Source organism: Actinoplanes sp. NPDC051851, from assembly GCF_040681165.1.
Lineage (GTDB): Bacteria > Actinomycetota > Actinomycetes > Mycobacteriales > Micromonosporaceae > Actinoplanes.
In genome coordinates this window covers 27,151-50,033 of the sequence record NZ_JBFAYF010000008.1, presented here as the reverse complement: position 1 = coordinate 50,033, position 22,883 = coordinate 27,151, and the positions used below count along the sequence as shown (strand labels likewise).

Below are 22,883 nucleotides of genomic sequence, written 5' to 3'. Positions count from 1 at the left end.
GGCCACGCGCGCAAGGCGAGCGACACGCAGCCGACGTCAGGCAGCAGGCCACCCAGGCCGGCCTAGAAGCTGGAAGTTTGCCGGGAGAAAGCGGGGGGTGGGGGCGATCGTGAGCCAGGGAAGTAGCAGAGGGGCGAGTGGGGGGCGACCGGCGGGCGACAGGGACCCAGGCGGACGAGTGGGCGCGAGAAGCGGTCGGCAGGGGGCCCAGACGGGCGAGTGGGCGCGAGAAGCGGTCGGCAGGGGGGCGAAGGCGGGTGGGCCGGGGTCCGAAACGAGGGGCGCGCGGGGGTCGAGACGAGGTGTGGAAGGTGGGGCTGACGAGGGCGGATGCGGGTTTTGTCAAGGTGATCTGACGTCAAGGTGGCCTGACAAAACGGGATGGAAAAGGGTGGGGTGGGGCGACGGTGATCTCCTATAGAAATTGAAGAGAATGGATTGCACAAGGGATTATAGATCGACCTATGTGAATGCTGTGCGATCTCTGTGTACGTGCACACGAGGATCGTTTCGGCATGGAAAATTTTGTTGGTGGATCGGCTGGAACCGGGCACCTCGGGCATGGTCACACGATTGCCGCTATCGATCTGCGTCGAGTTACCTGGCGTGCACGGGCCGCAGGGTGGCTACCAGCGAGTAGGGGACATTGGTATCGCTCCCACTAACTCTCCGTGATTTCAGTGCTCGCTACTCTCTGAATTCCTACAACACGGCTTCATTCGCCTGGCGGTATGGAAGACCCCTCTTCGCCTGATATGAGCAGTGAAAATACAAGGGTTTACCCTCATCGAAGTCCCTGTAAGTTATGTAAATCGATCAACGATGGTTAACGAAGTCGTAATGGACCGTCGCTAACTTCCACGCAGCGTTAGATCGGTAGATTCGCACTCATCGATTCATGGAGCAGGAGTCCGATGAGCACCACGCCCCCGAACTGTCTACCGGTTCTCGTCGTCACCGGCGGAACCGGCATCGAGCCGAGCCCGTTTGCAGCCGCCGCGGCCACCGCCGCCGGTGCAACGGCCATCGTGGACCTGGGCGCGGGAACCGCCTGGGCATTGAGATCGCTACGGCAAGCCGCCGCGCGCGCCGGCATCATCGGCGTTCGCGTTCCCGCCGGCTGTACCGCCACCGTCGAACAGGTAATCGCGGCCACCGGCGGCGCCCCCGCCGTCGTCGTGCTGACCGGGGACTCGCCCTGGGCCGTCCGCGACGTGCCCGCCGGGACCACCGTGCTGGTCGAGGTGACCAGCGTGGCGGAGGCCCGGGCGACGACCACGGCCGGCGCGCACGGGCTGATCGCCCGGGGCATGGAGTCGGGTGGCCGGGTCAGCGACCTGAGCACCTTCGTCCTCCTGCAGAAGCTGGTCGGCACCCCGATCACCAAGGGCCGGAAGAAGAACAGCGCGCTGCCGATCTGGGCGGCCGGTGGGATCGGGCCCCGGACGGCGGCGGCCGCGGTCGCCGGTGGCGCGGCCGGCGTGCTGCTCGACAGTCAGCTGCTGCTGATGCCCGAGGCCGAGCTCGCCGACGGCGCCCGGGCGCTGATCGGGCGGATGGACGGCACCGAGGTGGTCACCGGCGAGAACGGGCATCGGGTGCTGCGCACGCCGGCCGGTCCGCTCGGCGTCGGCGAGGACGGTGCTCTCGCCGGCGCGTACGGGAAGAAATGGACGGACACGGCCGGAGCGGTGCGTGCCGTCAGGACAGCGATCCGCGAAGCGGTGAGCGACGAGACGGCGAGCGGCCTGCTCGTGCCCGGTGGACCCCTGGCGCAGGCGCTCGGCATCGAGCTGCCGGTGGCGCAGGGGCCGATGACCCGGGTGAGCGATGAGCCGGGCTTCGCGGCCGCCGTCGCCGAGGCGGGCGGCCTGCCCTTCCTCGCGCTGGCGCTGGCCGACGGGGTCCGGACCGAGCGGATGATGAACGGCGCCGTGACCGCCCTGGGCGACCGCAAGTGGGGCGTCGGGATCCTCGGGTTCGCGCCGGAGCAGGTCAAGGCCGCGCAGATCGAGGTGATCCGGCGGATCAAGCCGGCCTTCGCGATCATCGCGGGCGGCCGGCCGGCCCAGGCGAAGTCCCTGGAGGACGAGGGCATCCGGACCTTCCTGCACGTGCCCTCGCCGGGGCTGCTGCGGCAGTTCCTGCAGGCCGGGGCGCGGCGGTTCATCTTCGAGGGCGCCGAGTGCGGCGGTCACGTGGGGCCGAAGGCGAGCTTCCCGCTCTGGGAGGCGCAGCTCGGGGTGCTCGACGAGTTCCTCACCGAGAAGCCCGGCGAGGAGATCCAGGTCTTCTTCGCGGGCGGGATCCACGACGCCCGGTCCGCGGCCATGGTCGCGGCGATGGCGGCCCCGTTCACCACCCGCGGGCTGAAGATCGGCGTGCTGATGGGCACCGCCTACCTCTTCACCGAGGAGGCGGTCCGGCACGGGGCGATCCTGCCGCACTTCCAGCGGGAGGCGGTCAAGGCGGAGAGCACCGCGCTGCTGGAGACCGCGCCGGGACACGCGACCCGCTGCCTGAGCACCAAGTTCGTGGACGACTTCCACGAGCTGCGGGAGGGCCTGACCGCCGCCGGGGTGGATCACCGGCAGGTCTGGGAGCAGCTGGAGACGCTGAACGTCGGGCGGCTGCGGGTGGCCAGCAAGGGGCTGAAGCGGCAGGGCGACGAGCTGATCACCGTGAACGAGGCGGGGCAGGCCGACGAGGGCCTCTTCATGGCCGGTCAGGTCTCGGTCCTGCGCGACAGGGTCACCACGATCGCCGAGCTGCACGCCGCGGTCACCTCGGGCATGACCACCTCGGCGCCGGCCGAGACGGCACCGGCGAAGGAACCGGAGCCCCTCGACATCGCGATCATCGGGATGGCGTGCGTCTTCCCTGGTTCTGGCGATTTATCGGGGTATTGGCGGACGATTCTCGACGGGTCCGACGCGGTCACCGAGATCCCCGCCGACCGCTGGGACGTCGGGACGTACTACGCGCCCGAGGTCGGCCCCGGGCAGGCCGGGCGGATCACCGTCTCCAAGTGGGGCGGCTTCATCGACCCGGTCCCGTTCGACGCCATCGGGTACGGCATCCCGCCGTCCGCGCTGGCCAGCATCGACCCGACCCAGCTGCTCGCCCTGGAGGTGTCCGCCCGGTCGCTGGCCGACGCCGGGTATCCGTACCAGAGCAACGACCACGGCAAGACCGGTGTGGTGTTCGGCGCCGAGGCCGGTGGTGACCTGGCCGGCGCCAAGACGGTCCGGGCCCTGCTCCCGGCGTTCTTCGGCGACGTGCCGGAGGGGCTGGACGAGCAGCTGCCGGCGATCACCGAGGACTCGTTCCCCGGCGTGCTGGCGAACGTCATCGCCGGGCGGGTCGCGAACCGGCTCGACCTGGGCGGGCCGAACTTCACCGTGGACGCGGCCTGCGCCTCCTCGCTCGCCGCGCTCGACGCGGCCTGCAAGGAGCTGGCGACCGGCGGCAGCGATCTGATGATCTGCGGCGGCGCGGACCTGCACAACGGCATCAACGACTACCTGATGTTCACCTCGGCGCACGCGCTCTCCCCCACCGGCCGCTGCCGGACGTTCGACAGCACCGGGGACGGGATCGCGCTCGGCGAGGGCGTGGCGACCGTGGTCCTCAAGCGCCTGGCCGACGCCGAGCGCGACGGGGACCGGGTGTACGCCGTGCTCAAGGGCCTCGGCGGGGCGAGTGACGGGCGGGCTCTGGGGCTCACCGCGCCGCGGATGGAGGGACAGCGGCGGGCGCTCGACCGGGCGTACGCGCAGGCCGGGGTCAGCCCCCGTGAGGTGGGGCTGGTCGAGGCGCACGGTACCGGGACCGTGGTCGGGGACCGTACCGAGCTGGAGACGCTGACCCGCGTCTACCAGGAGGCCGGCGCCGAACCGGGCGGCTGCACGCTCGGCTCGGTCAAGTCGCAGATCGGGCACACCAAGTGCGCCGCGGGCCTGGCCGGGGTGATCAAGGCGGCGCTCGCGCTGCACCACGGCGTACGCCCGCCGACGATCAACCTGAGCCGGCCGAACCCGGCCTGGTCGGCGGAGCACAGCCCGTTCGCGTTCACCACCGCGGCCCAGCCGTGGACGACGCCGGTGAACGAGCGGATCGCGGCGGTGAGCGCGTTCGGCTTCGGCGGGACGAACTACCACGCGGTGCTGGCCGCACACCCGGCCGCCGCCGAGCCCCGGCACGCCCGCACCGAGTGGCCCGCGGAGCTGTTCTGCTTCCGCAGCCTCGACCAGGTACGGCGGCTGCTGGACCGGGTCGGCGAGGGGGCTACGCTCTTCGACCTGGCCCGGGCCAACGTCGGCGCCGGACCGGTCCGGATCGCGGTGGTCGCCCACGACCTGGACGAGCTGCGGACGCTGCTGCACCGGGCGCTGAACGGTGAGCACGACCCGCGTAACGGCCTGGTCCAGCCCGCGGCGAAGCTCGACGGGCGGCTCGCCTTCCTCTTCCCGGGGCAGGGCAGCCAGCGGCCCGGCGCGCTCGCCGACCTCTTCGTCGCCTTCCCCGAGCTGCACCACTACCTCGACCTCGGCCGGGACTGGGCGGACCTGCTCTTCCCGCCGACCGCGTTCGACGCGGAGACCGAGAAGGCGCAGAAGGACCGGCTCCGGGACACCCGCAACGCGCAGCCGGCCCTGGGTATCGGCGGTCTCGCCGTCGACCACCTGCTGCGCCGCCTCGGCGTACGGCCGGACCTGACCGCCGGGCACAGCTACGGCGAGCTGGTCGCGCTCTGTGTCTCCGGCGCGTTCGACCCGGCCACCCTGCTGGAGCTGAGCCGGGATCGGGCCGCCGCGATCCTGGCCGCGGCCGGTGACGACCCGGGCACGATGGCCGCGGTCAGCGCCACCCCGGCCCGGATCACCGAGGTTCTGGACGCCGCCGGTCTGGCCGGGACCGTGGTGCTGGCCAACCACAACGCGCCCAGCCAGGTGGTCGTCTCCGGCACCACCGAGGCGGTGCGGACGGCGTCCGCGGCGCTCGGCGCGGCCGGACTCACCGCCCGGTCCATCCCGGTGGCCTGCGCGTTCCACAGCCCGGTGGTGGCGGCTGCCAGCGAGACCTTCGCCGAGGTGCTGGCCCGGGGCGCGATCACCGCACCGGCGGGCGAGGTGTGGGCCAACCGCACCGCCGCCGCCTACGGTTCCGACGCCTCTTCGGTACGCACGGAGCTGAGCCTCCAGGTCGCCTCCCCGGTCCGTTTCGTGGACCAGATCGAGGCGATGTACGCGTCCGGCGCCCGGGTCTTCGTCGAGGCCGGTCCCGGGCAGGTGCTCACCGGGCTGGTCGGCGCGGTGCTCGGCGACCGCCCCCACCTGGCGGTCAGCGTCGACGGCCGGGCCGACGGCATCACCTCGCTGCTGCTCGCCGTGGCGCAGCTGGCCTGTGCCGGTGTGCCGGTGAACACCGGCTGGCTCTTCCAGGGCCGGTCCGCCCCGGCCGGTGCCGCCGCCTCGGACCGCCCGCTCTGGACGGTCGACGGCCAACTCGTACGTGCCCCGAACGGAGACCTCCTGCCCGGTGGCCTCCAGCCCGCCCGCCCCATCCCCCAGGAGCTGATCATGACGACCACCCACCACCACCAGCAGCAGCAGGCGCCGGACGGACAGGGCGCGCTCCTCGCCGAGTACCTGCGGACCACTCGCGAGATGATCTCCTCCCAGCGGGACGTGATGCTGGCCTTCCTCGGACAGGCCCCGGTGCCGACGTACGATGCCCCGGCGTACCAGGAGGCCGACCTGGTCCCGGCCATGCAGATGCAGGCCCTCTCCGCGGCCCCGATCTCCCCGGCCCCGGCCCCCGCGCCGATGCCCGCCCCGATGGCCGCGCCGATGCCCGCCCCGATGCCCGTCGCCGCCCCCTCGCTGGACGTGCAGGGCGCGGTGCTCGCGGTGATCAGCGACCGCACCGGCTACCCCGTCGAGCTCATCGAACTCGACCTCGACCTGGAGGCCGACCTCAGCGTCGACTCCATCAAGCGCGCCGAGGTCGCCGGCGAGGTCGCCACCCGCCTCGGCCTCGCGGTCGACGGCGCCGAGGGCGACCTCGAGGACCTGGTCCGGGCCCGTACGGTCCGCGCCATGGTCGAGTGGCTGGGCAGCCGGATCGGTGGCGCGCCCGCCGCTCCCGCGGTCAACGGCGCGGTCAACGGATTCGCCCCCGCGGCGGTCGCGGTCGCCGTGGACGTGCAGGGCGCGGTGCTCGCGGTGATCAGCGACCGCACCGGCTACCCCGTCGAGCTCATCGAACTCGACCTCGACCTGGAGGCCGACCTCAGCGTCGACTCCATCAAGCGCGCCGAGGTCGCCGGCGAGGTCGCCACCCGCCTCGGCCTGGCGATCGACGGCGCCGAGGGCGACCTCGAGGACCTGGTCCGGGCGAGAACGGTCCGGGCGATGACCGAGTGGCTGGACGGCCGGATCAACGGTGTCGCCGTCGCGGCGGCGCCGGATTTTCCTGAGCCCGCGCCGGCTGCCTCCCAGGGTGCCGTCGCGGGGAACGTTCCGGCCCTGACCGAGCCCGAGCCCGAGAAGGAGAAGGCGCCGTCGCTCGGTATCGCACCGCAGCGGCTGGTGCCGGTCTGGCGGGCCGCCGAGGCGCACGGTGACCCCGGCGCCGTCTCCGGCGCGCACTTCCTGATCACCGGCGCGTCGCCGGTGGGCGGGCGGCTCACCGAGCTGCTCGCCGAGGCGGGAGCCTCCTCCGCGGTCGCCACCTTCGGCGACGACCCGGCCCACGCCGACGGGGTGATCCTGCTCGACGGGCTCCTCCCGGACGGCGCGCCGATCCTGCCGGACGCGTTCGGCTTCCTCCGGACGGCCCTGACCGGCGGCGCCCGCTGGGTGGTCGCCGCCGGCCGGCCCGGCGATCCCACCGACGGGCTGCGCGGACTCTTCCGCACCGTGGCCCGCGAGTACCCGGCGATCACCGCCCGGTACGTCGAGATCGACCCGGATGTGCCGGCCGACGACATCGCCGCGATCGTGCTGCGTGAACTGGGCGAGCCGGCCACCGCGCCGGTGATCCTGCACAGCCCGGCCGGCCGTTTCCGGGACGACCTGGAGCCGCGCGGCCTGGGTGTGCTCGCCGACGGCGGCGCCGGACCGGCCGGGGACGGGGTGGCCGAGGCCCGCGCCATGGAGTTGGACGCGGACGCGGTGATCGTGATGGTCGGCGGTGCCCGGGGCATCACACCCTGGTTCGCCCGGGTGCTCGCCTCGGCGTCGCGGTGCCGGATCGAGCTGGTGGGGCGTACGCCGCTGCCGGAGGGCCGGACCGAGCCGGACCTGCCGGCCGGGATGGACAAGGCGGCGCTGCGGGCCGCGCTGGCCCGGCGCGGGATGCGCTCGCCGGCCGAGATCGACCGGACGGCCCGGGCGATCCTGGCCTCCCGGGAGGTCGAGGCGACCATGGCCGAGCTGACCGACCTCGGCGCGTCGGTCCGGTACCACTCGGTCGACGTCCGGGACGCGGACGCCACCAAGCAGCTGATCACCAAGATCCACGACGAGTACGGGCGGATCGACGGCGTGGTCTACGCGGCCGGGATCATCGAGGACAAGCTGATCGCGGAGAAGGACCCGGAGTCGTTCGCCCGGGTGTACCGGACCAAGGTGGACGGCGCGGCGACCGTGCTGGACGCGATGGACGTGCTCGACGGGCCGGCCAGGTTCGTGGTGCTCTTCGGGAGCATCGCGGCGGCGTACGGCAACCGGGGGCAGAGCGACTACGCGGCGGCGAACGACGCGCTGGACTCGTACGGGTCGCGCTGGTCGGAGCGGATCGGGCAGCGACTGCTGACCGTCCACTGGGGCCCGTGGGCCCCGGGTACCGGGCACGGCGGGATGGTCTCCCCCGAGCTGGTCCAGGAGTACGCCCGCCGGGGCATCGCGCTGATCGACCCCGAGGAGGGCGCGCTCAGCCTGCTGCGCGAGCTCGCCTGGGGTGACAGCCGGTCGGTCGTCTACACCGCGTCGGGGTGGTGACCGTGACCGGCGTACAGCAGCCCACCGCGATCGTCGGCATGGCCGCGATCCTGCCGGGCGCGGGTGACCTGGCGACGTACTGGCGCAACCTCTCCGAGGGGCGGGACGCGATCACCGAGGTCCCCTCGGCGCGCTGGGGCGGCCCGCACTACGACCCGGCGCAGGCACACCGGCCGGACCGGCTCTACTGCAACCGGGGCGGGGTGGTCGACGAGTTCGCCACCTTCCAGCCCCTGAAGTACGGCATCATGCCGAATTCGGTCGACGACATCGAGCCGGACCAGCTGCTGATGCTGGACGTGGCGACCGCCGCGATCCAGGACGCCGGCGGGCACGACCGGATGCCGAGCGGCGACCGGATCGGCGTGATCGTCGGCCGGGGCGGCACGCTCAGCCCCGGCCAGGCCCGGCACGCCCAGCGCGTCCGGCTCCCCACCCAGATGATCCAGGTGCTGCGCGAGCTGATCCCCACGCTCACCGACGAGCAGATCGGCGCGGTGCGGCAACGCTTCGACGACGTGCTCGGCCCGTGCCAGCCGGAGGGGCTGATCGGCCTGGTGCCGAACCTGGCCGCCTCCCGGGTGGCGAACCGGCTCAACCTGCGCGGTCCGGCGTACACGGTGGACGCGGCGTGCGCGTCCTCGCTGCTCGCGGTGGACCAGGGCATCGCCGAGCTGGGCGCCGGGAAGCTGGACGTGGTGCTCGCCGGCGGCGTGCACCACGTGCACGACATCAGCTTCTGGTCGGTCTTCAGCCAGATGGGCGCGCTCTCCCGGCAGGGCCGGATCCGGCCGTTCGACGCGAACGCGGACGGGCTGCTGATCGGCGAGGGCACCGGCATGGTCGTCCTCAAGCGGCTGGCCGACGCCGAGCGGGACGGCGACCGGATCTACGCGGTGATCCGCGGGACCGGCGTCTCCAGCGACGGCCGCTCGGCCAGCATGTTCAACCCGGCCACCTCCGGCCAGGTGCTCGCCATCCGGCGGGCCTGGGAGGCGGCCGGCCTGGACCCGACCGCCCCGGACGCGGTCGGCCTGATCGAGGCGCACGGCACCGCTACCCCGACCGGCGACGCGGCCGAGCTGACCACCCTGGCCACGGTCTTCGGGCCGCACCGGGGTGGGGAGCGCGCGGTGATCGGCTCGGTGAAGTCGATGATCGGGCACGCCATGCCGGCGGCCGGGATCGCCGGCCTGATCAAGGCGGCGCTCGCGGTGCACCACGGGGTGCTGCCGCCGACCCTGCACGTGGAGAACCCGCGGGCGGAGATGGCGGCGACCCGGTTCGCGCCGATCGGTCAGGCGCGGCCCTGGGAGGGGAAGCGCCGGGCCGGGGTGAACGCGTTCGGCTTCGGCGGGATCAACGCGCACGTGATCCTCGAGGAGTGGAAGCCCTCGGTCCGCCGGGTGGTGGTCACCGAGCCGCAGCGTTTCCTGCGGCTCGCGGCGGCCGATCCGGCATCCCTGATGGCCGCGCTGGACGCGGGCAAGGAGGGCGGCGAGGGCCCGTGCCGGGTCGCCATCGCCAACCCGACCGAGGAGCGGCGCGCGCTCGCCCGCAAGATGATCGAGCGGGGCGAGCCGTGGCGCGGCGGGCGGGACATCTGGTTCACGCCCACGCCGCTGCTCGGCCCGGGCGGCGGGAAGCTGATGTTCGTCTTCCCCGGTGTCGAGGCCGAGTTCGCGCCGCGCACCGCCGACGTCGCGGCCCGCTTCGGGCTGCCGGACCGGGAGTGGTCGAACGCGGACCTCGGACGGCACGGTACCGGGCTGGTCGAGGTCGGCGCACTGCTCTCCACCGCGCTTCGCAAAATCAAGATCCTTCCTGACGCGTACGCCGGCCACAGCCTCGGTGAGTGGACGGCGGCCCGGGTCAGCGGGCTGATGAGCGCCCGCGGCGTGGACGAGTTCCTGCACTCCTTCGACGCGCAGTCGGTGGAGGTGTCCGGGTACGCGTTCGCGGCCGTCGGCGCCGGGGCGGACCAGGTCGTGCCGCTGCTCGCCGACTACCCCGGCGTGGTGCTCTCGCACGACAACGCACCCGGTCAGGCCGTGGTCAACGGGCCGCACGAGCAGATCGACCGGCTCGTCGAGGACCTGCGGGACCGCAAGATCATGTGTCAGGCGCTGCCGTTCCGGTCGGCGTTCCACACCCCGGCCTTCGAGTCCGGCCTGCGGTCGATCGGCGCGGCGCTGGGCCGTTTCGAGATCACCCGCCCGGACGCGCCGGTCTGGTCGGCGACGCTCGCCGCGCCCTTCCCGGACGAGGACCCGGTGAAGGTCGGCGAGACGTTCATCCGGCACATGGTCACCACGGTCCGGTTCCGGGAGACCACGGCGGCCATGCACGACGCCGGTTTCCGGGTCTTCCTGCAGGTCGGCGCGGGCCAGCTGGCCTCGATGATCAGCGACAACCTGACCGGTAAGGATCACCTGGCGATGCCGGTGAACGTGGCCCGCCGCTCCGGCCTGGACCAGCTCGGCCGGGTCGCCGCGGCGCTCTGGGTGGAGGGGGCGTCGCCCGACTTCAGCCTCCTCGACCCGGCACCGGCCGCGGTGATCCCGGAGGGCACGAAGGTGGTCGGCCCGAACGCCAAGGCCGGTCCCTCGATGCGTCTCGACCTGGGCGGCCCGCAGCTCTCCATGGGCGCCGGCGCCGAGCAGGTCCTGGGCATCTCCGCCGCTGCTCCGGCCCGGCCCGCGGCACCCGCCGCGCCCGCCCGGCCGGTGGCGCCCGGGGCACCCGCCCGGCCGGTCACCCCGGTCACCCGGCCCACCGCGCCGACCCGGCCGGCGGCACCGCCGCGCCCGGCGCCGCAGCCCCGGCCGGTACCGCAGCCCGCGCAGGCGAATCCGAACGACCCGGCGAAGATGCTCGGCGCGCTGCAGAAGCTGGCCGGTCACTCCAACGCGGCGGCCGAACTGGCGGCCCTGCTCCAGGAGACCGCCGACAACGCGGCGACCATGCTCTCCACGCCCAGGACCGCGCCCCGGCCCAACGGCAACGGCAACGGCAACGGGACCAGGAAGTCCCCGCCGCCGCCCCGGCAAGCCCCGCCGCCGCCCCGGCAAGCCCCGCCGCCGCCCCGGCAGATCCCGGCACAGCGGCCGCCCACCCCGGCGCCCGCCGGGCAGGAGCGCAAGTCGGTGCTGCACGTCTCGATGGAGACGATGCCGTACCTGAACGACCACTGCTTCTACGCCCAGCCGCCGGACTGGCCCACGGTCGAGGACCGCTGGCCGGTCGTCCCGGCCACCACGGTCGCCCAGCACATGCTGGACGCCGCGGCGGCCGCCGTACCCGGCATGCACCCGGTGACCATCCGGGAGGCCCGCTTCAACCGGTGGCTGATCGCCGCGCCCAGCCAGGACGTGCCGATCACCGTGAAGCCGGCCGGGCCGAACGAGGTCGCCGTCATCTTCGGCCAGTACGCCCGGTCCACCGTGGAGCTGGCGCCCGCCTGGCCGGCCCCGCCCACCGAGATCTGGCGGCACGACCCGGCCACCGAGCGCCCGCCGACGATCAGCGCCGAGCGGATGTACGAGGAACGCCTGATGTTCCACGGCCCGCTCTTCCAGGCCGTCACCAAGGTGCACGCCTACGGCGACCGGCACGTCCGGGGCCAGGTCACGGCGCCCGCCGTGCCCGGGGCGCTGCTGGACAACGCGCTCCAGCTGATCGGCAACTGGATCATCACGACCCAGCCGAACCGGACGGTGGCCCTGCCGGTCCGGCTCGGGAAGGTCAGCTTCTACGGACCGCACCCGACGCCCGGGAAGGTCCTGGAGGTGGTCGCCCGGATCCGGCAGGTCGACTTCGAGCAGATCGTCGGGGACGCCCAGCTGGTCGACGACGGCAAGGTCTGGGCGGTGATCGAGGGCGTCGTGGACCGGCGCTTCGACAGCCACCCGACGGCCCGGGTCGCCGAGCGGTTCCCGCAGCGGCACGGCATGTCGACCCTGCAACCGGAGGGCTGGACGCTCGCCTACGAGTACTGGACCGACCTGGTCACCCGGGGCATGGCCGCGCACGGCATCCTCGGCGCGGCCGGCGGTAAGGAGTACGAGAGCAAGCCCCCGGCCACCCGCAAGCAGTGGCTGCTCGGGCGGATCGCGGCGAAGGACGCGGTGCGCTTCCGGCAGTGGGAGGCCGGGCACACCGACGTCTACCCGATCGAGCTGACCGTCACGAACGAGGCGAGCGGGCGGCCCCGGGTGGCCGTACGGGAGAAGAAGGGTTTGATCGAATGCGACATCTCGCTGTCGCACTGCGCTGATCTCGGCGTCGCGATAGCCCGCCCGTGGGAACCCGGCGACGACCGGAGCGGGCCCGGTGTCGGCATCGACGCCACCGAGGTGAAGCCCGCCGAGGAGAGCACCATCCGCTTCGCCTGCGGGCCCGGGGAGCGCGAACTGCTCGACCGGCTAGCGGCGAACGGCGGGCGCGACCTCTGGTTCACCCGGTTCTGGGCCGCCAAGGAGGCGGTCGCCAAGGCCGAGGGGACCGGATTCCAGGGCCGCCCGCAGGACTTCGCCGTCATCGGGAGCGAGGACGACGGCAGCCTGACCGTCCAGATCCGCGACCGCACCTACACCGCCGCCTTCCGGGAGATCGGCAACCCGCCCGACCTGCCGCCCCGCCGCTACACCGTCGCCTGGACCTGGGGTCCCCGCCCGTAATTCCCCGCCCGCAAGAGGAGTATCGATATGCCCGTCGACACCGACACGGTCACCGCCGAAATCACCACGATGCTGCAAGCCGTGCTCGGCGAGTTCGGCACGGAGGCCCCGATCACCCCGGAGAGCACGTTCCGGGAGGACCTCGGCATGGAGAGCATCGACGTGGTCGCGCTCGCCGGCCGGCTGCAGGCCCGGTACACCGACGTCAACTTCGCCCGATTCGTCGCCACCCTCGACGTCGACTCCGTCGGCGAGCTCCGGGTCGGCCAGCTGGTCGACCACATCGTCGAGGAGCTGAAATGACCTTCGTCCAGGCCAACGGCATCCGCCTGCACGTGCAGGAGCTGAACCCGGCCGGCGTGCTCGCGCCGCGCACCGCGGTGCTCCTGCACGGGCTGGCCGCCGACACCATGGCCAGCTGGTACTTCACGCTCGCCTACCCCCTGGTCGAGCAGGGGTTCCGGGTGGTGCTGCAGGACCTGCGGGGGCACGGCCGCAGCGAGCACCCGGCATCCGGGTACGCCCTGGCCGATTTCGTCGACGACCTGGACGCGCTGCTCGACACCGAGTCCGAGCCGGTGCTGCTCTTCGGCAACTCGTTCGGCGGGACGGTGGCGTTCGGCTACGCGGCCCGTCATCCGGAACGGGTCGCCGGGATCGTCGCCGTCGAGTCGAGCCCGCCCACCCAGGACTGGTTCGACGGGATGCAGCGGCGGCTGCGGGTCCGCCAGCCCGCCCTCGCCGCCACCACCCGGCTCCGCGACGAGCTGCCGACGAGCGTGCTGCCCGAGCCGGCCTCGCTCGCCGCCATCCGCTGCCCCGTGCTCTGCCTGTACGGCGGCCGCTCACCGGTACACGGCCTGGCCAAGGCCGGTCTGGGGCTGCTGTCCCGGGTGCGTACCGAGGTCTACCCCGGCCAGCGCCACTCGCTGCTGGTGGACAAGCCGGACGAGGTACGCGCCACGGTCACCGACTGGCTGCGCACGGAATTCCCGACAGGAGACTGAGATGGAACGTTCGATCATCATCAGCAGCGGCCGGTGCGGCTCGACGCTGCTCTCGGACCTGATCAAGGAGGAGCCGGACAGCCTCTCGGCTCAGGAGTTCTTCATGTCCGTCCCGTGGAAGTCGTACCGGGAGGAGATGACCGGCCAGGAGTACTGGGACGTGCTCGCCAGCCCCCGCGAGGAGATGGCGACCCTGTACCGGATCGGGATGCAGCCCAAGGAGGTGCGCAACTACCCGGCGACCGGGCGGTGGGCGGCGATCGGTGCCGGCATGCCGCGCGTCCTGGGCATCACGCTCTCCAAGGTGACCGACGACCCGGACACCCTCTACGACCGGCTCGCCGAGCTGGTGCCGGGCTTCCCCACGCAGAGCCTGGCCGGGCACCACCGGTCCTTCCTCGACCTGGTCGCCGAGCTGCTCGGCCGCAAGCGCTGGGTGGAGCGCTCCGGCGGCTCCAGCCAGATCGCCAAGTCCATCCTGGACGACTTCTCCGACGCACGGATCGTCTACCTGACCCGGAACTGGGCGGACACCGCGAAGTCGATGAGCCGGCACTCCTCGTTCCAGCTGATCCAGCTGCGCCTGGAGGCGCTCCGGCAGTACGGCGTCGACCCGTTCCGCGTCCGGCCCGAGGACGTGATCCCGGTGGAGATGAAGCCGTACATGCCGGACGAGATCACCGCCGAGTGGCTGCGGTCCCGGGGCGAGGACGCGAGCAAGTACGTCCACCTCTGCGCGTTCATGGCGGGGCAGGCCGAACAGGCGCTGACCGACTCGACGCCGCAGCACCTCTACACCATCGCCTACGAGGACCTGCTGCTCGACCCGGTCGGTCGCCTCACCGAGATCGGTGAATTTATGCTCTTCGATGATCCGGCCGGCTGGGCAGACTCCGTCGCGCACCGGGTCGGCAAGCCCAAATCCGAAAAGGAGCCCGTTAAGTGAAGATCCTGGCGATCGCCGCCGGCGTGGTGCTGGCGGTGGCCTCGTCCGCCGCACCAGCCCACGCCGCGGACACCGAATACAAGATCACCCTGCTCGCCAAGGCCAAGGCCGACGAGTGCTTCAACGGCGTCGGCGTCGTCTACCCGGTCGGCCCGCCGTGCGCCGAGGGCCAGGCGAAGGTCAACCAGGCGTACGTCTGGGGCCTGACCCGGGTCGGCGACGACGTCTGGTTCGGCACCGGCGCCAACGTGCACTGCCTCACCGAGGGCGCCACGCTGGACATCTCCGAGCCGAAGCTCACCGACGACTACGTCTGTGAGTACGGCGAGAGCCAGACCATCAAGAACGACCCGGACATCCCCATCTCGGTCGGCGACATGCGCCCGCCGGAGGTCTGGCTCTACAACGCCAAGACCAAGAAGAACGTGAAGAAGTCGACGGAGATCAACGCGGCCTCCGAGGACGACAAGTACCGCCTCGCGCACACCATCGGGCTGCGCGCCGCCGGCAACTTCAACAACGTGGTGCTGCTCGGTGGACCGACCACCGACGAGCGCCTGAACATGTTCGCCTTCGACGCGAAGACGAAGAAGTTCCTCGGCTCGCACACCTTCGACGAGTACGGCAACATCCGTACCTTCCTGCAGACCGACGACGCGCTCTACCTGGGCGTCGGTATCGGCCGCAACGGCGCCGACGGTGGCGCGGTGGTCCGCTGGGAGGGTTCCAAGACCTCGCCGTTCGACTTCGTCTCGGTGGGTGACCTGCCGGTGCAGGCCGCCGACCTGACCCTGCACGACGGCCGGATCGCGGCGACCAGCTGGCCGGCCGAGGGCTCCGGCAACCAGACCGCGAAGGTGGCCGGCGTCTGGCTCAGCCCGCCGCTCGCCGACAACAGCGACCCGGCCCTGACCACCGCGGACGCGGCCGGCTGGACGCAGATCTGGAACGCCGCCCAGTACGAGCCGGACCGGGTCACCGCCGCCACGTACGGCCTCGGCGGCGTCGCCTCCTACGACGGCTGGCTCTACTGGGGCACCATGCACGTGCCGACCAAGGCCACCAAGGTGCACCAGAAGGTCTACCCGCAGACCACCGAGGAGGCCAAGAAGCTGCAGGTCAAGTACACGCAGCGGGCCATCTCGATCTGGCGCGGCCGCAACCTGGGCACCGCCGACCAGGAGATCCAGCTGCTGTACGGCAACGCCAACCTGCCGGCCTACTCGGCGTCGACCGGCACCTGGTCGTCGAAGACCACCAACTTCACCCCGCTCTACGGCTCCTCCGGCTTCGGCAACGCGTTCAACAACTACACGTGGCGGATGCTGGTCGTCGGCGGCAAGCTCTTCGTCGGCACGATGGACTGGAGCTACCTCGCGGACAGCCTGATCCCGGAGGGCAGCGGCAACGGCCCCGACCCGGCGGGCTTCGGCGGCGAGCTGTGGGTCTTCCCGTCCTCGGACGCCGCGGCCACCGCGGTCAGCACCACCGGCCTGGGCAACTACCTGAACTACGGGGTCCGCAACATGATCCCGGACGGTAAGGGCGGCATCTACCTGGGCATGGCCAACCCGATGAACCTGCGTACCGACCTGACCGACGACATCCCCGAGGGTGGCTGGGAGCTCCAGCACCTGACCATCTGCCCGTGATCCGGTGACGGGGTCTCCGGGGTTCGCGCCCCGGAGACCCCGTCCCGTCGTCAGTCGAGCACGGTGACCGTGAGCGCCGACGGCTGATCGCCTCCGGTCAGCAGGGTCTGCGTGGTGACCGCGGTCCTCTCCGCCAGCCAGGGGTTCTCGCCGGTGCCCGGGTGCGGCAGGAAGAGCGGGAAGTCGCTCGACGCGACGTGCAGGCGGAGCCGGTGCCCGGGACGGACCCGGTAGCCGATCTGGGTCAGGTCGAAGGTGACCGGCGCGGGCTCGCCACCGGCGATCCGCTTCTGGTTCCGGAGCAGCATGCGAGCCCGGCCGTCCGGCGCCACGTCGCAGAGCTTCAGGTAGACGTGCGCGCTCGGCCCGTCCGTCCCCACGGTCAGCGTGGCGGTGACCGGCCCGGCCAGGTCGAACGGCGCCGCGAACGGGGCCGTGGTGACGGTGAGCACGTCGGGGCGGTCGTGCACCTCGCTCTCGTCGGCGTCGTAGAGCACCGCGGAGAAGGAGTCCGGGATCAGGCTGGGCACCAGGTCGGCCGGGTCGTGGGCCCAGGTCAGCGCGTCGCTTCCGCTGGGCGCTTCGGTCACCAGCGCCTCCGGCGTCAAGAACCATTCCCGGGTACGCACACCGGGTGGCGGCCAGGACGACGCGGTGCGCGGACCGTCGTGCCCGTGGTGCCACCGTACCCGGGGAAGGGTTTTCCGGTCCCGGGTCTGCTTCACGAAGACGTCGAAGAACTCGACCACGTCGTCCAGGTAGCGGGGCAGCATCCGGGCCAGCGCCGCGTCGTTCTCGCCGTGGTGCAGCTCGGGCGGCACCGGCACGTCGTCCAGGTGGAAGTTCTCGTGGTCGGTGGAGTCGGCCCGGAAGTACTGCAGCGGCGCCCAGCCGGGCCGGTCCGCCAGCGCGGTCCAGTCCTCCAGGCCGAACTGCAGGCAGTTGTCGAACCAGGCGACCTGGTGCAGCACCGGCACCGGCGCGGCGTCGAACGGGTGCCCGAACGGGTACGCCGCGACCGGCCGCGTCTCCGGCACGATCCGGTCGAGCATCGGCGACCGGACGCCGATCGACGCGGCGACCTCCTCGGCGAGCGCCGCGAACGGCCGCCGGGCCCCGTCCGGCTCGAAGAGGTAGGCGTGCCGGTCGGTCCAGTACGCGAGGTAGTAGACCAACCCGAAGAAGGGCATCACGCCGTCGCGGACCCAGGCGTCCGGGCGGATGCCGTCCGCGCCGGTGACCCGGGGCGTGATCGCCTTCAGCGCGGGGTGGCCCGAGGAGACCGCCGCCCACTGGGTGGCGCCATAGTACGAGTCGCCGAACATGCCGACCCGCCCGTCGGACCACTCCTGCCGGACGATCCAGTCGATGGTGTCGTAGCCGTCGGCCGCCTCGTGGACGAAGGGCAGCGTCTCGCCCTCGGAGCGGAACTTGCCGCGGACGTCCTGGACCACCACGGCGTAGCCACGCGCGGTGAGATAGGCGGCGATCTGCTCCATGAAGGTGTAGCGGCCGTTCTTGTCGTACGGCAGCCGGGTCAGCGCGACGGGGAACGGGCCCGGCGCGTCCGCGGGCAGGTAGACGTCTGTGGCGAGACGGACGCCGTCCCGGGTCTCCACCAGGTGCTGCGTGGCGGACTCGGGGACGGGCGCGGGCTCGGCGCGGTCGACGGGCAGTGGCATGGCCGGGACGCTAACCGGCGAGCCGCTCCCGGCCATGGGAAGAATTCACTCCGGCCGGAACGCCTCCTCCAGCAGCCGCAGCACCGCCTCGGTCGGGTAGTCGTCGCCGGCGATGGCCCGGTGCAGCTCGATCCCGTCCACCGCCGCGAAGATCAGCTCGGCGCGCGCCCGGTCCAGGTCGCCGCCGATCGCCTCGCTGAACACCCGGACGGTACCCGTGTTGAGCCGGGCCAGGCGGGCCCGCAGCGCCGGGTCGCGGAGCGCGAGCACGGCGATCTCGAAGTACGCCCCGGTGTCGTCGCCGTCCGCGTACATCCGCCGGACCTGTTCCAGGTACGCGTGCCAGCGCTCGCGCGGGCCGGTCATCGCGGCCGCGGCCTCGGCGAAGTCGGCGGACGGGGTCGCGTAGAGCCGGTCCATCAGCGCCTCGATCAGCCCGTGCCGGGTGCCGAAGTGGTACGACACCGTGGTGACGTCGACGTGCGCCTCGCGGGCCACCGCGACCAGGGTCAGCCCCTTCGTCCCGGCACGCAGCAGCACCCGGTGCGCGGCATCCAGGATCGCCCGGGTGGTCGGCGGATCGTCGCCCGGCCGGTGGCCCAGCGGTTTCCCATCGCCCGGGGCCCGGCGGATCACCTCGCGCGGGCGCCCCCGGCCGCGCCGCGGAGCCGGTTGCTCGTCCACGATCCCACCCGCGATTTCTTCCCATGGTCCGATGTCGCGCCCAGGTTAGCGTCCACCCTTCTCTGAAGGAGTGACATGGCGGAGCTGACCAGGACGGATCTTCCCCGGAGCGTGCGCTGGGGCTACGGCGGCGGCGAGTGGGCGAACGCGGTGATGTGGACCGCGCTCTCCGCGCTCTTCCTCTACTACCTGACCGACGTCGTCGGCGTGGATCCCGCGTTCGGCGGCACGCTGTTGCTGATCGGCACGCTCTGGAACACCGTGCTGCAGCCGTACGTCGGGTTGCGCTCGGACCGGCACCGCTCGCCGCACGGGCGCCGACGTCCGTTCCTGCTCGCCGCGGCGCTGCCGTACGGGCTCTCGTCCTGGCTGCTCTTCACCGATCCCGGGTTCACCGGCGCCGCCCGGACCGTCTACTACACCGTCGTGGTGCTGGCCTGGTACACCAGCTTCACGGTCTTCTACATCCCGTACAGCGCGCTCGGCGCCGAGCTGAGCGGCGACCACGAGGAGCGGACCCGGCTCTCCTCGGTGCGGACCGCCGCGTCCCAGCTCGGTGCCATGGTCGGCGCGGTCGCCCCGCTGGTGCTGCACGACCCGCTCGCCGGCCTGCTCGGGCTCGGCGAGAAGGCGGGCTGGTCGGCCGCGGCGGCGGTCTGCGCGCTGCTCTCGGTCGCCGGGCTGCTGCTCACCTGGCGGACCGCGCGCGGGCACGAGGGCGCGGTGGCCGAACCGGCGAGCCCCGGCTGGCGGGACACCGTGGGCATGCTGCGCACCCGCGATGTCCGGCTGATGCTCGGGATGCTGGCCTTCGGCTGGGTGCCGCTCAGCGTCACCGGCACGGTCTCGGTCTATTTCGGCGTGCACATCATGGGCTACTCCGAACAGACCGCGTCGCTGGAGATGCTCTGCTGGTTCGTCGCGGGCCTGGCCTGGCTGCCGGTGGTGTACCGCTGCTGTCACCGGTACGGCAAGAACCGGACCTTCGTGCTCTTCACCGCGACCTGGGCGATCGTGCAGGCGCTGCTGCTGATCCCGGAGCGCGGCGACGACACGCTGTTCTGGGCGCTGATCCTGCTCAGCTCGGCGGGGAGCATGGCGGTCGCGGTGGTCGGCTGGTCGATGCTCGCCGACCTGACCGACGTCGAGCAGCTGCGCACCGGTGAGCGCCGGGAGGGCGCGCTGAACGGGCTCTCCGCCTTCGCCCAGACCGGGCTCGCGGCGGTCGTGGTCTGGCTGGCCAGCCTGGCGCTCTCGGCCGCGGGCTACGACGGCGACGGCGCGCCGGGCGCGACCGCGAGCCTGGTGATCCGCCTGCTGATGTCGGTCGGCACCGCACTCTGGCTGATCCCCGCGGTCATCTGCTGCCTGCGGTACCCGGTGACCCGCGAGCGGCACGAGGCCGTCCTCCGGGAGCTCCGGGGACTCCGCGACCACTGAGTCTCTTTATGCAACTCGTTGCATAGGGCGGGATCCTCGGCCTAGCATCGCGGCATGGCCCTTCCCGCGCTGCTGCAGGAGACGCTCACGCTTCCGGTGATCGCCTCGCCGATGTTCCTCTGCTCCGGGCCCGACCTGGTGATCGCGCAGTGCCGGGCCGGGATCGTCGGGTCGTTCCCGGCGCTGAACGCGCGGCCGGCGAGCCTGCTCGGCGAGTGGCTGGACCGGATCACGGCGGAGACCGCGGGGTACGCGCCCTTCGCGGTGAACCAGATCGTGCACCGGTCCAACAAACGCCTGGACGAGGACATGGCGGTGATCGTCGAGCACCGGGTGCCGATCGTGATCACCTCGCTCGGCGCCCGGCCGGAGATCAACGACGCGGTGCACTCGTACGGCGGGATCGTGCTGCACGACGTGATCAGCAACGAGTTCGCGCACAAGGCGATCGACAAGGGCGCCGACGGCATCATCGCGGTCGCCGCCGGTGCGGGCGGGCACGCCGGCACCCAGTCGCCGTTCGCGCTGCTGCAGGAGATCCGCGCCTGGTTCGACGGTCCGCTGGTGCTCTCCGGGGCGATCGCGCACGGCCGGTCGATCCTCGCGGCACGGGCGGCCGGCGCCGATCTCGCGTACGTCGGCAGCGCCTTCCTCTCCACCGTCGAGGCGACCGCCGCCGACGCCTACAAGGAGATGGTGGTGGCGAGCAGCGCCAAGGACATCGTCTACAGCAACCTCTTCACCGGCGTGCACGGCAACTACCTGCGCGGCAGCATCGAGGCGGCCGGCCTGAACCCGGACGACCTGCCGGTCTCCGACCCGTCCGCGATGAACTTCGGTGCGGGCGGTACGGGCGACAGCAAGGCGTGGCGCGACATCTGGGGCGCCGGCCAGGGCATCGGCGCGGTCGGCGCGATCCAGCCGGCGGCCGAGCTGATCGCCCGGCTGCGCGCGGAGTACACCGCCGCGAGCCAGGCCCTGCTGGTCCCAGGCTCCGCAGTCCTAGGCTCAGCGGGGTGATTCCTCCGGGCCCACCCGGGTAATCCAATGGGACCATGAACGTGAAAGCCATGAACGAGAAAGCACTGGGTGGCAGGTTCCCGATCGAGGGCGGGCCGTCGCTGGTCCGGATGGGCTACGGCGCCATGCAGCTGGCCGGGCCGCGCGTCTTCGGGCCGCCCCGGGACCGGAGCGAGGCGGTGGCCGTGCTGCGCGCCGCGGTCGAGGCCGGCGTCAACCACATCGACACCGCGGACTTCTACGGACCGCACGTCACCAACGAGATCATCAGAGAGGCACTCCTCCCGTACGGCGAGGACCTGCACATCGTCACGAAGGTGGGCTCGGTCCGCGACGAGGAGGGCGGGTGGCCGCACGCGCGTAGCCCGGAGCAACTGCGGGCCCAGGTCGAGTCCAACCTGCGTACGCTGGGAACCGATGTCCTGGACGTGGTGAACCTGCGGGTCGGCGGCGGCGCGGACGGCCACTCGCCGGTGCCCGGGTCCCTGGCCGAGCCGTTCGGCGCGCTGGCCGAGATGCGCCGCGCGGGCAAGATCCGGCACCTGGGCGTCTCGGTCGTCGACGCGGAGCAGATTCGCGAGGCCCGGTCGATCGCGCCGATCGTCACGGTGCAGAACTGGTACAACGTCGCCCACCGGGGTGACGAGGCGATCATCGCGGAGCTGTACGCGGCGGGCATCTCGTACGTGCCGTTCTGGCCGCTGGGCGGTTTCAGTCCCCTGCAGTCCGGCGTCCTGGACACGGTCGCCGCGCGTCTCGGGCGGTCGCGTCAGGCGGTCGCGCTCGCCTGGCTGCTGCAGCGGTCGCCGAACGTACTGCTGATCCCGGGCACGTCCGGGCGGGCACACCTGCGCGAGAACCTGGACGCGGCGTCGCTGGAGCTGCCGGACGACGCCGTGGCCGACCTCGACGCGATCGCCGGCTGACTCTCCGGCTTCGTGCTCACTCCGGCTTCGTGGCGGTGGTGATCGTGTAGCTCCACGCCGCACGATGCCGGTACATCTCGACGCCGCTCATCGCGTTGACCGTCTTCTCCACCTTGCCGATCATGCGGCCCACGAAATACGGAAGGACGCCGAGCACGTAGAAGGCGTGCACCATCGGTGTCATCCGCTCGGTGACGTCTTCGGTAGTGACGCCGGCGAATCCCGATGCGCTGACGAGATCGTCGAGGACGCCGTCCTCGAATTCCATCCACGCGGGCATCGCCGCCAGTCGGCAGACCTCTTCCAGCGCGGCCCAGGCGGGCTCGCCCATCGCATTCCGCGGCAGATGTGAATACTCGAAATGGACCAGGCGGCCGCCGGGCCGGAGAACCCGGTTGAATTCCTTCAGCACGGTCGCCGGGTCGGCCGCGTGGACCAGCGTCTCCATGGTGTAGACACCGTCGAAGGACTCGTCGGGGAACGGGAGCGTGTGATAGTCGCCGAGATGGAAATCGGTGCGATCGGAAACGCCGCCGGTGGCCGCGCGCTTCCGGGCCGTCTCCAGATTCCAGTCCAGGATGTCCATTCCGGTGACGGTCAGCCCGGCGCGGGCGGCGAGGGCGCACGCGACGGCACCGGTGCCGCAGCCGGCGTCCAGGACACGGGCGCCGGCGGGGAGGGCGAGACGGGCGGCGAGCTCGTCCTCCATGCGCTTCATGGCGGTGCCGAAGGACCACATCGAGGTGCCCGGCTCATACCAGCCGAAATGCTTGGTGCCGCCGAGAAGATAGGTGTATCCCAAGCGCGATTCGGTGTGATCGTAATACCGGCGGACCCTGGC

At 72.1% G+C, this 22,883-nt stretch carries 12 protein-coding genes; 9 read left to right on the top strand and 3 right to left on the bottom strand.

Features of this window, described 5'->3' with window-relative positions:
• Window positions 1-914 precede the first annotated feature (914 nt).
• The 6 genes from AB0M08_RS10615 to AB0M08_RS10590 are packed head-to-tail and all read left to right on the top strand — an operon-like array spanning window position 915 to window position 16,290.
• The gene (locus AB0M08_RS10615) at window positions 915-8,006 is read left to right on the top strand and encodes an SDR family NAD(P)-dependent oxidoreductase (RefSeq protein ID WP_364491342.1); all 7,092 of its coding nucleotides are present in this window, start codon (window positions 915-917) and stop codon (window positions 8,004-8,006) included.
• Between the two features lie 2 nt (window positions 8,007-8,008).
• A complete protein-coding gene (locus AB0M08_RS10610; protein ID WP_364491340.1) occupies window positions 8,009-12,685 on the top strand; it encodes a beta-ketoacyl synthase N-terminal-like domain-containing protein in 4,677 nt (1,558 codons plus the stop codon).
• 27 nt (window positions 12,686-12,712) lie between these two features.
• The gene (locus tag AB0M08_RS10605; protein WP_364491338.1) at window positions 12,713-12,988 is read left to right on the top strand and encodes an acyl carrier protein; all 276 of its coding nucleotides are present in this window, start codon (window positions 12,713-12,715) and stop codon (window positions 12,986-12,988) included.
• Window positions 12,985-13,692, top strand: coding sequence for an alpha/beta hydrolase (locus AB0M08_RS10600; protein ID WP_364491336.1), 708 nt, complete (start codon window positions 12,985-12,987; stop codon window positions 13,690-13,692). The genes AB0M08_RS10605 and AB0M08_RS10600 overlap by 4 nt, the downstream gene beginning before the upstream one ends.
• Before the next feature lies 1 nt (window position 13,693).
• Window positions 13,694-14,638: a hypothetical protein gene (locus tag AB0M08_RS10595; RefSeq protein ID WP_364491334.1), complete on the top strand. Its 945-nt coding sequence runs from the start codon at window positions 13,694-13,696 to the stop codon at window positions 14,636-14,638.
• A complete protein-coding gene (locus AB0M08_RS10590; RefSeq protein ID WP_364491332.1) occupies window positions 14,635-16,290 on the top strand; it encodes a hypothetical protein in 1,656 nt (551 codons plus the stop codon). Before AB0M08_RS10595 ends, AB0M08_RS10590 begins: the two co-directional genes overlap by 4 nt.
• Before the next feature lie 50 nt (window positions 16,291-16,340).
• Here the strand turns inward: AB0M08_RS10590 and AB0M08_RS10585 are convergent, their stop codons facing one another.
• Together AB0M08_RS10585 and AB0M08_RS10580 are read right to left on the bottom strand one after the other, a co-directional pair.
• The gene (locus tag AB0M08_RS10585) at window positions 16,341-17,972 is read right to left on the bottom strand and encodes a CocE/NonD family hydrolase (protein WP_364491330.1); all 1,632 of its coding nucleotides are present in this window, start codon (window positions 17,970-17,972) and stop codon (window positions 16,341-16,343) included.
• Window positions 17,973-18,017: 45 nt separating this feature from the next.
• Window positions 18,018-18,656 (bottom strand): TetR/AcrR family transcriptional regulator, encoded by a 639-nt coding sequence (locus AB0M08_RS10580; RefSeq protein WP_364491328.1) that lies wholly within the window; start codon window positions 18,654-18,656, stop codon window positions 18,018-18,020.
• A gap of 75 nt (window positions 18,657-18,731) precedes the next feature.
• Here AB0M08_RS10580 and AB0M08_RS10575 point away from each other — a divergent pair, with 75 nt between their 5' ends.
• The 3 genes from AB0M08_RS10575 to AB0M08_RS10565 are packed head-to-tail and all read left to right on the top strand — an operon-like array spanning window position 18,732 to window position 22,042.
• Window positions 18,732-20,096, top strand: coding sequence for an MFS transporter (locus AB0M08_RS10575; RefSeq protein ID WP_364491326.1), 1,365 nt, complete (start codon window positions 18,732-18,734; stop codon window positions 20,094-20,096).
• Window positions 20,097-20,150: 54 nt separating this feature from the next.
• Window positions 20,151-21,116 carry a nitronate monooxygenase family protein gene (locus AB0M08_RS10570; RefSeq protein WP_364491324.1) on the top strand — a complete coding sequence of 322 codons (966 nt, stop codon included), beginning with the start codon at window positions 20,151-20,153 and terminating at the stop codon, window positions 21,114-21,116.
• Window positions 21,117-21,166: 50 nt separating this feature from the next.
• A complete protein-coding gene (locus tag AB0M08_RS10565; protein WP_364491322.1) occupies window positions 21,167-22,042 on the top strand; it encodes an oxidoreductase in 876 nt (291 codons plus the stop codon).
• A gap of 16 nt (window positions 22,043-22,058) precedes the next feature.
• Here AB0M08_RS10565 and AB0M08_RS10560 read toward each other — a convergent pair whose 3' ends face one another.
• Window positions 22,059-22,844 carry a methyltransferase domain-containing protein gene (locus AB0M08_RS10560; RefSeq protein WP_364491320.1) on the bottom strand — a complete coding sequence of 262 codons (786 nt, stop codon included), beginning with the start codon at window positions 22,842-22,844 and terminating at the stop codon, window positions 22,059-22,061.
• Window positions 22,845-22,883: the final 39 nt, after the last annotated feature.